The organism is Paenibacillus polymyxa, assembly GCF_001719045.1.
Taxonomy (GTDB): Bacteria; Bacillota; Bacilli; order Paenibacillales; family Paenibacillaceae; genus Paenibacillus; species Paenibacillus polymyxa_B.
The window spans coordinates 5,673,039-5,686,006 of sequence record NZ_CP015423.1 but is presented as its reverse complement, the minus strand read 5'-3'; the positions used below and the strand labels follow the sequence as shown (position 1 = coordinate 5,686,006).

The 12,968-nt window shown below is 43.1% G+C and carries 11 protein-coding genes and 1 pseudogene; 1 reads left to right on the top strand and 11 read right to left on the bottom strand.

Annotated elements, in window-relative coordinates; genetic code table 11:
* Positions 1 to 359: 359 nt before the first annotated feature.
* From AOU00_RS25190 to AOU00_RS25165, 6 genes are all read right to left on the bottom strand, one after another.
* The gene (locus AOU00_RS25190; protein WP_237166236.1) at positions 360 to 923 is read right to left on the bottom strand and encodes a DUF3737 family protein; all 564 of its coding nucleotides are present in this window, start codon (positions 921 to 923) and stop codon (positions 360 to 362) included.
* 162 nt (positions 924 to 1,085) lie between these two features.
* A complete protein-coding gene (locus tag AOU00_RS25185) occupies positions 1,086 to 1,481 on the bottom strand; it encodes a cupin domain-containing protein (protein WP_069291964.1) in 396 nt (131 codons plus the stop codon).
* Positions 1,482 to 1,561: 80 nt separating this feature from the next.
* A complete protein-coding gene (locus tag AOU00_RS25180) occupies positions 1,562 to 1,987 on the bottom strand; it encodes a cyclophilin-like fold protein (protein WP_069291963.1) in 426 nt (141 codons plus the stop codon).
* Between the two features lie 49 nt (positions 1,988 to 2,036).
* The gene (locus AOU00_RS25175) at positions 2,037 to 2,825 is read right to left on the bottom strand and encodes a carboxymuconolactone decarboxylase family protein (RefSeq protein ID WP_069291962.1); all 789 of its coding nucleotides are present in this window, start codon (positions 2,823 to 2,825) and stop codon (positions 2,037 to 2,039) included.
* A gap of 178 nt (positions 2,826 to 3,003) precedes the next feature.
* Entirely contained in the window at positions 3,004 to 4,206 is a 1,203-nt protein-coding gene (locus tag AOU00_RS25170; RefSeq protein WP_069291961.1) for a multidrug effflux MFS transporter, read from the bottom strand.
* A 205-nt stretch (positions 4,207 to 4,411) separates the two neighbouring features.
* Positions 4,412 to 5,461, bottom strand: a complete 1,050-nt coding sequence (locus AOU00_RS25165) for an NAD(P)-dependent alcohol dehydrogenase (protein ID WP_069291960.1) — start codon at positions 5,459 to 5,461, stop codon at positions 4,412 to 4,414.
* Between the two features lie 304 nt (positions 5,462 to 5,765).
* On the opposite strand from AOU00_RS25165, the gene AOU00_RS25160 reads away from it, so the two are divergent.
* Positions 5,766 to 6,311, top strand: coding sequence for a TetR/AcrR family transcriptional regulator (locus tag AOU00_RS25160; RefSeq protein WP_069291959.1), 546 nt, complete (start codon positions 5,766 to 5,768; stop codon positions 6,309 to 6,311).
* A 207-nt stretch (positions 6,312 to 6,518) separates the two neighbouring features.
* Here AOU00_RS25160 and AOU00_RS25155 read toward each other — a convergent pair.
* The 5 genes and pseudogenes from AOU00_RS25155 to AOU00_RS25135 all read right to left on the bottom strand — a co-directional run.
* Positions 6,519 to 7,279: pseudogene (locus AOU00_RS25155) on the bottom strand (alpha-amylase family glycosyl hydrolase); the annotation flags it as partial.
* A gap of 65 nt (positions 7,280 to 7,344) precedes the next feature.
* Entirely contained in the window at positions 7,345 to 8,238 is an 894-nt protein-coding gene (locus tag AOU00_RS25150; RefSeq protein ID WP_069291958.1) for a carbohydrate ABC transporter permease, read from the bottom strand.
* A 13-nt stretch (positions 8,239 to 8,251) separates the two neighbouring features.
* Positions 8,252 to 9,166: an ABC transporter permease gene (locus AOU00_RS25145; protein WP_069291957.1), complete on the bottom strand. Its 915-nt coding sequence runs from the start codon at positions 9,164 to 9,166 to the stop codon at positions 8,252 to 8,254.
* Positions 9,167 to 9,228: 62 nt separating this feature from the next.
* Positions 9,229 to 10,965, bottom strand: a complete 1,737-nt coding sequence (locus tag AOU00_RS25140) for a type 2 periplasmic-binding domain-containing protein (RefSeq protein WP_069291956.1) — start codon at positions 10,963 to 10,965, stop codon at positions 9,229 to 9,231.
* A 324-nt stretch (positions 10,966 to 11,289) separates the two neighbouring features.
* On the bottom strand, positions 11,290 to 12,948 hold the full coding sequence (locus AOU00_RS25135; protein WP_069291955.1) for an extracellular solute-binding protein: 1,659 nt from the start codon (positions 12,946 to 12,948) through the stop codon (positions 11,290 to 11,292).
* Positions 12,949 to 12,968 lie beyond the last annotated feature (20 nt).

Below are 12,968 nucleotides of genomic sequence, written 5' to 3'. Positions count from 1 at the left end.
AAGCAAGCGCACAAAAAAATAAGCGAATTGTATATCCTTATAGCTGAAGCTTATTATCACCAAAAAGATTTTGAGACTGCTTCGTATTACTACAGACAAGGCCTTCCTGCTCAATAACAAAAAACCTCAGGGCTCCTTCCAGATGGATAAGGTCCCTGGGGTTTAATCATTTATATTTCACTTATGGCTCAAAACGCTTAATAACGATGACCACATTGTGGCCGCCAAAGAGGTCAAATTGATTTCAGTTTGATCATAATATATAACTTCTCGATCGCTAACTAAACGAATTTTTTACGTATCTCTAAAGCAGACTTTCCATTCGTTTCGTGAAGGAGTGTCCGGTAACCGTTATTGAATCAATCGTCCAATCTTTGAAGGTCCATGTAGCACATTCCCTGATTGCTTTCGATGGTGCAGTTGATAAACGTGATGTTCTTCGAATTCCAGCCTAAATATTCTCCGATGATCAATGAATCATAAACGGTGATATTCACACAATTCCAGAAAGCGTCCTTTGAAATAAGCTTTGCATTGCGAATCTCCATATTCTTTGCTCCGTCGAATGCGTAGTTCCCTGCCAATGTGAAATCGTCGATGGTGATATTTGCGCTATTCATTCCAAAATAATCGCCTTTTGCGGTCACATGATTCAAGTGAATATCTGCGCAATTCCATAAGGTTTCTTGCACGTTGGGTAGATCGACATTTGTCAGTCGGATCCCGCTCGAACGCCGAAATATCTTTGGTGCCTCTATTACGCTGTCACTGATGGCAATTTGATGTGTATACCATATTCCTGATCGGGCCATTTCAAGGAAAGTGCTGCTACTAATACGAATATTATTGCAATACCATAAGGGATACTTCCATTTGAAAAGTGCTCGTTCTCCAGTAAGTATTTGTTGATCGATCGTTTGCATAATACTGTCTCCAATCACTCAGTACTAGCTTCAAATATTCCCTGACCTCATATTCGTTTGATGAATATCCGCAGACTAGAAACAGTGGGTTCCTGGTTTATGAGAAGCTTCAATAGAAACGGCAGCACTGATGTCTGCCGTTTCTGTGTGTTACTTCATTTATTAAAGTTTAGTATAATCTTCATCCATTACGGGTTCTAACCAATCTGTTTGTCCTGGTGTAAGAGCTAAGTGAACAAACCAGCTGTCCTTCGTAGCACCATGCCAATGTTTTACGTTTGGTGGAATGTTTACCACATCGCCTGTTTTGAGTAATTGGGCTGACTTTCCATCTTCTTGATACCATCCTTCACCGCCAGTAACCAACAACACTTGCCCAGCATGATGAGAGTGCCAGTTATTGCGGGCACCGGGAGCAAAGGTTACATTCCCAATTGCTGTATTGAGTGGTGCTGGATCGGTAAACACCATTTGTAAGTATGCGTCACCGATAAAATTTTTTTCGACTTTTTGACCCAATGGGAAGAGTGTGCTATTGCTTAAGTGCTCATTCTTCATTTTTTATCCCTACTTTCTTATATTTTTATTATTATCCAACGAGATGCTATCGACTTCCTACTTTTTAGGAATCATTAACGCTATTGGGCTTGCTCAATCGTCATCGTGAAACTGCCGTTCATTTTTACAAGCTTTTCAACTCCGACCTCAATATGACCTAGCTTTACAAGTCGACTTGAATAACCAAAATCTTGATAAAATATAGCCAAATTGCCCCAAGGAGAATAATAAGTAAAATCTCCAACGGAAGGATCGATGCCTGACGGCGCAGCTTTAATGGACAATCTTTTCTCTAGCCTGCTGATTTTTTCGGTACCAGCATAATCCTCGAAGGTTATAGTCATTAGAAGTCGCTGTAAAAAATCTTGGCTGGTCGGATTATCGTACATGCTTACCATTACTTCCTCGTTGTTAAATATCAATTTTATTTTTATATTAGTTGTTTGATTGGCCACAGTTTTTCCTCCATTGGTATTACCGCCACAAGCCATGAGGGTAAGGGTCATCAAAAAACAAGAGATAGAGAAATCTGTTTCTTCACTAAATTCTCTCCAGCTATTCCGGAATGATTTCATTTAAGCAACTTAAAGCGTTTAATGTTCTCGGAAAACCCATATATGGAAGGCAGTGAGTGATGGCAGTGATCATCATATCCTTGTCATTGCCCGCATTCAGATTGCCCCGCACATGTGCCTTGACTTGACTTTCACAACCGCCCAGGCTGCTTAAGATACAGAGGGTCAGCAGCTCCCGTGTCTTCAGATCAAGACCTCTACGAGTATAGAAGTCGCCAAAACAGAAGGCAGAAAGATAGTCCTGTATATGCTTTTGATTGGATGGAGCATTATCCCTATTTTTTTCAATGATATCGCCAAAAATCTCTACCTGCACTGCAAGCCCTTTATCTAACCGATTCTCTTCTTCAACCTGCTTTTGGCTTTCGAGAGGTAACACTATATTTTGGGCCTTGAAAACTTCATTAATCTCCGCGATGGCAATTAGCGTTTTGGGGAATCCTAAATAAGGCGCACATTGGTAAATGGCCTCTTTGATTTCTACCGGTGTCAGCCCAACGTTCAGTGCAGCCTGAGTATGGGCCTTGAGCTGTGGCAACGTTTGGTTCGTTGCAAGCACCACCAGAGTAATAAGCTCACGTTGTTTATCGTCCAATTCACCTTGATAAAAAACTTCTCCAAAAATGAAGCGGCTCAGGATGTCCTGAAAATCAGGATCGGTAGCGTATGCCGCTGGCACTCCATCGCCAAATAGCTTTTTATACGTCACTTGATTCTTTTCAATTCGATTCGTACATTTCCCTCTATTTCCAAGTTTCGTATAATCCATTTCATGCTTCCTCCCTTTCTTTTCCTTAAAAATAGTCCAATGAGCGCCTTTATTGATGTACATTAGGTGTTGGTTTCACGCGGTGGATCCTTGACTGTCGCCTAGTACCAATGGGAGTTATGCTCTTAGTAGGTGCATACATAGAGTGAGCGCCAATACTCCTTTGATATGGAGTGCATCAAACGGATAATTTTTTTATCCCTTTAACCAGAATGATATAGGTAATTATAGATAATAAACTGGTAGAAAAAATAATAATTCCAAAAGGTATGGCAGAATTTTCGCCTGCAATTCCCACAAGCGGAGACGTAACGGCACCTAACGCGAATTGTAAGGTGCCGAGTACGGCAGAAGCGCTCCCTGCAATATGCCCTTGCGACTCCATTGCTAATGTAAAAGAGATGGGTCCAATGATCCCAATGGATAAGGCGAATAAGAAGATCGAAATAAACATAGCTGATAATGCTCCATGTACTAGTACTATAAATAAGACCGCAGCGGAAGATATAAAAGACAGTATTAATCCGATCAAAAATAGTCGACTTTCCGTTACCCGGCCTGCAAGCAGCTTGACGAATTGAGATCCCAAGATAATAGCAAGGCCATTCAACGCAAACAGGATCGAAAACAGTTGCGGCGACACGCCGTATATGTTTTGATAAATAAATGGGGTACCTGCAACATAGGCAAAAACACCTGCGAACAATATGCCATTGACGAGAGCATATCCCATAAAAGACCTCTTTTGGAACAAGCTGTTATAATTTTTCATCAACGAACGGAGACTGCTTGGAGCACGTTGCTGTACTGGTAAGCTTTCCTTTAACCCCCATATGGTTATCCCAGTTAATCCTATACCTAGCACCCCTAAAAATATAAATACACCTAACCAAGAGCTGTATGACATGACCGTACTTCCGGCCGTAGGGGAAATTAACGGAGCGACATTGCTTATCATCGTTAGCAACGATATAAACTTAGTCATTTCAATCCCACTAAACCGATCTCGAACAATAGCGCGCGAAATAACGAGTCCGGCGGACGCAGCAACCCCTTGAATAAATCTTAAAAATATAAACCATTCTATGCTTGGTGCAAAAGCGCATCCAATCGAGGAAAGGATAAATAATATCATGGAAATCAACAAAGGCCGGCGTCTTCCATAAATGTCGCTTAAAGGCCCCATTATCAACTGTCCTAACCCTAATCCTAACAGGCTAGTGGTTAAACTCGCTTGAACGGCAGTTGCACTTGTTCCAAAAAAAACAGCGATTTGCGGAAGTGATGCAAGATACATATCGACAGTAAACGGCCCCAGCGCCGAGAATGTGGCCAATATTAGAGCAAAACCGAGAGAATTTTTTTGGGTCTTATATTTCATTCCTTTAACTCCTATGATTGATTAAATGCACATTCTTTAAGCCAACGCATTTGCTTTAGGTTTTGTCGTTTTATTACCCTGTGACAGTATACCCCTCCGATATACAAAGGGTCTTAGATAAATTTCGGAGATATGTCTTTTCCTTATCCAACTCAAGGGCACACCACCCGGCGTGCCCTTGATATTTTTTTGCTGCAATGAATCCCTATTCGTTCTCCATCGTGCTGATGTCGATGACAAATCGATACCGGACATCCGAAGCAAGTACGCGTTCCCATGCCTCATCAATCTGATTAGCGGAGATAACCTCGATCTCAGGCGTAATGTGGTGTTCAGCGCAGAAATCAAGCATTTCCTGTGTTTCCCGAATACCGCCGATTGCTGATCCAGCAAACGAACGACGATGCGGGATAAGAGAGAATACTTGAACAGGCAATGCCTCCGGCGGCGCACCGACATTAACCAAGGTACCGTCCACTGCCAGCAGTGATAGGTAGGCATTCAAATCAATTTTCGCGCTCACCGTATTCACGATGAGATCAAACGTGCCGGCCAGCTTCTTAAATGTCTCCGCATCGCTGGTGGCATAATAATGGTCCGCTCCTAGTTTCAAACCATCTTCTTTTTTCTTCAAGGTTTGAGATAAAACCGTTACTTCTGCTTCCATAGCATGAGCGAGCTTCACAGCCATGTGTCCGAGTCCGCCAAGTCCAACAACTGCTACCTTCTTGCCGGAAGCAGCACCCCAATGGCGCAGCGGAGAGTACGTTGTGATCCCAGCACATAAAAGCGGAGCGGCGACATCAAGATCAATGCCGTCAGGAATTCGAACCACGAAATCTTCCGTTACGACGATGTGGGTGGAATAACCCCCTTGTGTATATTGTCCATATCTGTCGATAGCTGCGTAGGTACCCGTATGTCCATTAAGACAATATTGCTCCTCTCCTCTACGGCAACTCTCGCACTCTCGACAGGAATCAACCATGCAGCCAACTCCTACTCGGTCACCAACAGTATACTTTGTGACTTCCGAGCCAACCTGGGCGACAACACCGGCGATCTCATGTCCTGGAACGATAGGATATTGGACTGGCCCCCAATCCCCACGAGCGGTATGGATGTCAGAGTGGCAAATACCCGCATACTTGATCTCAATGAGAACATCATGCTGCTTAAGATCTCTGCGCTCAATTGTAGTTAGTATGAACGGACCTTCCGGACCGAACACAGCACGTGCATTAGCATTAATCATATATAACCTCCAGTGAATACAATTTTATCTGTTAGTCCTTTTTTAGAAATTAGTAATGATTATTCACATTTTTTTATTAACTACCAAGTGAACATCCCTCCTTTCTAAATTTAAGTTCTCCTTTTAGGTAATATTAGTGAACCACAGAGAGCGGATAAACAAAACTTGTTGTTTTATCAACACACGTCTATTATTATAAAAAAGAAGCCTAAGTTCAATGGTTAAAAAAGCGCAATTTGTTGAAATAACAACAACATCACGAAAAGTGTTCATTATTTTGAGTTGGTCAGGGGGAAAAGACTAAATGATAAAAGTCGATCGGAGAATTCTAAAAACGCAAGAATCCTTGAAAAAAGCCGTTATTGAACTAATGGCTGTAAAAAACTTCGATGACATTACCATTCAAGACATTGCAGATCAGGCAAACGTAAACCGTGGTACGATTTATCTTCATTATCAGGACAAATATGATTTGTTGGATAAACTGATCGAATCACACATGAATGAATTAGGCGAAATGGATGAATGGGCATGTAAGCTGGATTGGAGCAATGGACTTGTACCTTTTTTTGAGTATTTTGAGAAAAATTATTTATTTTTTTCGACTATGTTAGCCAGTAAAGGAGCCCCCTCTTTTAGAACTCGTCTTCTTGATTATGTTATGGGAGGATTCAGAGGTGAGATTGATAGAGAAAGTGGAAAAAATGTGGATTTAAATGAAGACGTTATGTTGCAATATGCTGGTACCGCTTATGTAGGGGTAATAGAATGGTGGATTAGAAATGAAATGCCGTATCCGCCACAAATCATGGCTGAACAAGTTGGAGCCTTATTGGAGAGAAGTCTATAGAGGGTTAAATAATAGGTTTAAATAGAGTCTATACTGATTGAAGATAACTGCCCGTTAGTTTATCAAAAATGGAGCAGCTACCAACCGCCAAACTGCTCCATGCTATTTTTAACTAACGTTTCTCGTTTGCTCAATGATATATCAGTAATCACTTCGCCCATTCCCTTAAATTATCCATTTATACCATAACGCACAATCTTTTCGTAGCTCAAGCCTTGTTAATCTGATATGTTCAAATTGAAATACCATTGAAAACTCACTGCCGTCCGGGTTGCTATACAATTTGGCGATCTCTGGCGTAGCGCCCTATGTTTCTCCAACCGTCAGCAGATCTCCAGCTTTTTGAAACGTCTCCTTGCTGAGTTCCCTGATATACTTATGCAGATTCGGCCCGTTGCTGGTAATTTTCAAATCTGGTTCTTTTCCGATTAAGTCAATTACGTCAAGCCGAAAACCGCCTACACCCTTGCTTATCCACCAATTGATCATTTCGTAAATCTCTTGTCGGACTTTTGGGTTTTCCCAGTTGAGATCCGGCTGTTTTACAGAAAAAAGATGTAAATAATATTGTCCTATCTCGGGTACCCATTCCCAAGCTGAACCACCAAATATGGAACCCAAGTCGTTTGGCGGCATTTCTCCAATGCCATCTCTCCAGACATAATAGTCATGGTACGGATTTTCTTTACTTTTTTTTGCTTCTTGAAACCAGGGATGCTCATCATATCATCCAAAGATCCGAACATCGGATCGATATCCCGATAGTCCGAAATATCATAACCAAAATCATCCTGAGGGGATTTACTAACTGGTGATAGCCAAATTGCTCCGACACCGAGTTGCTGCAAATAGTCTAGACGGGAAACAATTCCTTTCAAATCGCCGATTCCATCAGCATTACTATCTTGAAAACTACGTGGATATATCTGGTATACAACGATTTCTTTCCACCAATTTTTATTTTTCATTGTTCATTACAACCCTTCCAATACACGAATAGGTGTTTTTATCTCAATCAAGTCACAGCATACAATTACTCTTTTACCGATCCTACAACAATTCCAGTCACAAAATATTTTTGAAGCAGCGGATAAATTAGCAGCAGCGGGATGGCAGCGACTACGATTTTGGCCGCATTTAGATTTTTGTTTGAAATTTCAGTCAGGTTGCTGAGTTGTGCTGAGTTGGTGCCGGATTGAAGAAGTTCCGCAATATCCACGTTAAGAGACTGAATATAAGTCATTAGCGGATAATTGCTGACTTGGGTCATATAGATCAAACCGCTGAAGAAATCATTCCACGTTCCCACGATACTAAATAGTGCTACCGTCGCCAGCGCAGGGATGGACACGGGAACATACACTTTGAACAGGACCTGGAGCGGATTCGCCCCATCGATGAATGCTGCTTCTTCTAGCGCCTTAGGTACAGCAGAGAAGAAGTTCATGACAAGGATGACACTAAATATAGGGACAGCTCCCGGTAGAACAAGCGACCAAATTGTATTAAGCATATCGAGGTTTTTAATCAGTAGATAACTCGGGATCATCCCGCCGCTGAACAGCATGGCAAAAATCATGACATTCATATAAATGTTTCTGCCCCTAAATTCCCTTTTCGACTTGGAGAGCGGGTATGCCATTAAAATAATAAGAATCATGTTGAGAAGAAGTGTGAGCACAACACGTAGAACAGAAATGCCAAAGGAACGCCAGAACTGAGCATCATCAATAATTTTCGTATACGCTGCTGTTGTAAAATTGACCGGTACGAGACCTACAGCATTAGCTGACACGGCCTCGCTGCTGCTAAATGAAATCGCAACGATATTCCATAACGGAAGAAGGCAGATCAATGCCAGTAATATGACGATGGCATTGATGACAAACCGGCTAATTCGATCTTTTAGGCTTACAGAATATGACATAGGCAGTGCCTCCTTAGAATATTTTTCGGTCGGTGTATTTTTTGGCCAAATGGTTGGCGGACAATAGCAAAACAATACCGATCACTGACTTGAACAGGCCAACAGCCGTACCGAAGCTATACTGTCGCCCAACGAGTCCAATCCGATATACATAAGTATCTAGAATATCTCCCGACTCATAGACAACCGGATTATACAGATTATAAATTTGATCGAAGCCGGCACTCAAAATATTGGTCAGACTCATCACTCCCATGAGCAGGATAATAGGCAGCATACCTGGCAACGTAATATGCCATACTTTTCTCCACCAGCTGGCTCCATCCATTCCTGCCGCTTCGTACAGACCCGGATCAATCGAAGTAATTGCAGCCAAATAGACGATGGAACTGTAACCGAACTCCTTCCACACGTCTGTCCCAATAATCAGCGGCTGGAACCAGGTGTTGCTGCCGAGAAAATTAATATTCTCCAGACCGAAGAAAGCCAAAATTTGATTCACAATTCCATCCAAACTGAACATGTTAACAACCACGGACGCTAGAACTACCCAGGATAGAAAGTGTGGCAGATAAACAATTGTCTGAACGGATTTTTTAACGATTTTGATGCGGATCTCATTTAACAAAATGGAAAAAATGATAGCCATCATGGTTCCCAATAGAATCTTGGCAATGGCAATCACCAACGTATTACTAAAAACCTGTGCGATGTCTGGCAACTTAAACATATAAATAAAATGCTTCAGCCCTACAAATTCGGAGCCAAACATCCCCTTGGCCGGTATATAATCCTGAAACGCCGTAATGACACCGACCATCGGAACATAGCTGAATACCAGCAAAAATAAAATTCCCGGAAGCATCATCAGATGATACATGGCACCCGTGCCCAACCGACCTTTTGCTTTATCATTTCCTTGTTTCATGGATGGACCCCTTTCCTGAAGAAAGGCTGCGTATCGCAGCCCTTCTAGCAGTTCATGATTATTTATTTATCGGATGCGGCCTCGTCTTCAATTTCCTGAATCACCTGGTCACCGCCTTGTTTCTTCCAATTGCTAACGAAAGTATCGAAGTAATCCAGAGATTCTGCACCAGTCACGATTTTGATGAAAGATTCCTGCTCCATCTTGGTCAGATTAGCCCATGTCTGTTTCATGCTTGGTGTAGTTCCAGAGAAAGCGGGTGTCATCCAAACGAATTTGTTTTCCTGTGTCAGTTTGTCGATGAGTCCCACTCCGTTGATACGCGAGTGATATTTCGACCAGGCTGTTACGTTATCCGTGTCCATATCGCTCAAGTAGGTTTGGATACTTTCAATATTGTTCTTTGATTCGGTTGTCCGGACCTGATCCAGACTAATCTCCCCTTTAATCCCGCGAACAACGTCAGAGTAATCATCCAGCAGCGAGGTAGCCGAGTTGACTTCAATATTAAAAGGTCTGGTAGAACCGTCTACGCCGTTCTCTTGATACTTGGCGGCTTCTGGCATAGATGTTTCCACATTTTTATCATTTGCCAGTTTATCGTAGAAAAGGTTTACTATTTTAACGGCGAGTTCCGGGTGTTCATATCCTTTTCTCACAACGATAAACTGATTGGCTGGATTGGCGTGTGCCACGTTTACCTTTCCGTCTGCATCCTCCAAAGTGTAAGCCGTGAATTTCGCATTCTTATCCATCTGCTTCACGCTGCTCAGACCCCAGTCGGGAATATGCCATGGTCCAAAAGCAATACCGCTTTGGCCGTTGGTGTACAGTGCCGTAATATCATCAAATGTGCGTGTTCCAAATTGCGGGTCGATGATGCCTCTCTTGAACCAATCTGCCATGACGCCTAACATCTGCTTGGTTTCCTTTGTTGTTGAGCCATAAACAATGCTGCCATCCTTTCCCTTCATCCAGTATTGAGGGAATGCACCCTTGGTGGAGGCAACTCCCAGCATGGTATAGGCGGAACCATTATAGTCACTTGTATTCAGGGTGTTCACAAAAGGAATACCTACCGGTTTCCCGGATTGGCCAGGATCTCTTTTCAGGAATTCCTCGGCCGTTTTCTCCACATCATCCAGCTTGATGGCCCCGTCTCCGTCTGCGTCAAGTTGGATTCCCAGTAAATCCAGCCAATCCTGACGAACCCAGACCATGGTTGGCGCGGAATCTAGGGAAGTAGCCGGAAGTCCCATTAAACGTCCATCTATCGTCGCATTATCTAATGCACGGCCCTCATAAGATTCGTAAATGTTCTTGATGTTATCTGTGGCATACTGTTTGTAAATTTCCGTCATATCTTCAATCAGATCATTATCAACCAGTTCTTTGAGTTCATCCTTGGAATCGACACGCATCATGTCAGGCAGTTCCCCAGAGGCGATGGCGAGAGAAACCTGACGGCTGTAATCTTCTCCGTTGGCTTCAAATTGGTCTTTAATCTGAGCGTTAAACGTTTCTTTGACCAGCCGAGTATACGCGTTGTTCTCATACGTATCTCCAGCCGGCAGTTTCGGGTTGGCTGTAGTCACACGACCCATCGTTACGGTTATTTCGTCTTTATAGGCACTGAATGGGTCTCCCGGTGTTGCCTCATACTTGCCCGCTTCCTCCGCAGTAGGAGGGTTGAAGGAACCCCCACAGGCTGCAAGGGTTGAAATCATCAGGGCAGACATCGACAGCACGGCCAGACGTCTCGTCAACATGTTTCTTTTTATGAACCATTTAGTTCTCATCACATTCGATTCCCCTTCGTTCTGAATATTTCTCTATCGTTGTTGTTTGCGCTTTCATTATAAGACTCGGAGAAGACAAATCGAGATAGGGATTGAACGTCTGTTTGGATAGAGAAATGTATACGGTTTCATTCGGGATCATGAAGCCATAGTTGGCTTGTAAGCATTTATCCTACCTACCGACATACATTTGTCTATCCTTACTTACTAATCAAAGTGAAGAACAAAAAAACCGGCAGCTCCTGAAACAGGAATCTGTCGGCTTGATTAATGGAAATATAAAAGTGTCGTGTAGAATTTATCGTATCACATTCATGATGGTCTTCAGCGATGATTATGGGCTACGGTCACCTCCAGAGTCACTTGATCGCCCCCTTGTTCCTTCCATTCCTCGACAAATTGATCAAATGAATCGATTGGTTCAGCGCCTAAAATAATTTTCAAAAATGTATCATGTTCCAGTTTCGATAGTTCACCCCAAGCCTTCTCCATCGTTGGAGTTCGTATATAGGTAAGGCTTCGAACTTTATGGATGTTTGGATCGAAGAAATTTCTTCCGCCTACAAGAAGCGAATAACTCCGCATAAAGCTGTCGCTCTGTTTATTCCAATAGGAAATACCATGTTGATCATAAGGCTTCAATTTGGTTTGTTTTATCGTCGAAACCAAGTTTTCCAGTAATTTGTATTCAGACTTGCCCTTGAAATCGTCGGGTGTTTTGGTTCCCATCAGAATATCCTGCGCGGCCTTCGATTCATATCGTGCCTCATCTGCCGGAGCAAAGAAATTGCGGCTCAGCATAAAACGCGTACCGTACTTGAACTCATCACGAAGGTACAGATTGTTAATTTTAATGATCGCTTCGGGATGAGCATATCCTTTTCGTACCACCAAGAATGAACTTGACGGATTATCCACCTTCACAGGGTATGCTCCGTTTGCATCCAGCGGGAGTGCGTATGCTTGCCAGTTCGCCTTCGGCTCGTTCTGCCAAGCGCTCGGAAGGGGCCAGTACCCAGCATAGAAACCTTGAAAGAACATCCCCGCCTGACCGTTAATGACCGTTTCCTCCGCTTCTTTGCGGATGCCCATTTCTGGATCGAGAAAGCCTTTGGCGTACATTTCACGCAGCTTCACCAAGGCGTCCTTCGTTTCCGGTAGAACCGAACCGTATACAGGTTTTCCATCTTTGCTCAGCCAATATCCCGGGAAAGATCCATATGCTGCGAAGATCGGCGTTAGATCAAAAGCAAAAGCACTGTTGTTGAAATCGTTATACAGTCCAGTGCTTGAAGCAAGGCCAATCGTATCCCGCTTACTGTTTCCATCCGGGTCATTCTCCACAAAGGCCTTGGCGATAGCTTCCAGATCATCGACCGTTTTCGGGGGCTTCAGTCCAAGACGATCCAGCCAATCCTGTCGAATCCAGAGCATGCTGAAGTCTTCCGCTGTCACAGAAGGAACAGCCATCATCTTGCCATCGAAGGTCACTTGTTCCATAGCCAATCCGTTTGTGCTATCGATGATTTTTTTTATTTCCGGTGATGCGCTGCTATTGTATGCCTCGGTTAGATCTTCAATTTCTCCAGCCTTGATCATCTCGTTCAGCTGCACCTGATTTACAATCATGGCATCCGGCAGATCATTGCTGGCGATAGCCAGATCGATTTTCTGACCCAGATTTTCCTTCGACACCTGCCATAATACCTGGACATCAATGTTAAGACTTTGTTTAATCATCGTTTTCCACATATTCTTCTCAAGTGTTTCTCCTCCGGATAGATCCTCGCCTGTTGGGTCTACCACATATCCCAGCCGGATGGAAACGGGATGTTCATATTTCCCCAATGGATCGGCAGCAGCAGTGTCCGAGATTGTTTTCGTTGGTCCCATTGGTGATTCCCGGAAGTATGGGTTGCTGAAATTTACTGTCACTGCAATTAAGCTGACGACAAGAACACATGCAGCCATCTTCTTAATCATCGCTTTCCCTTCTTTCGCCC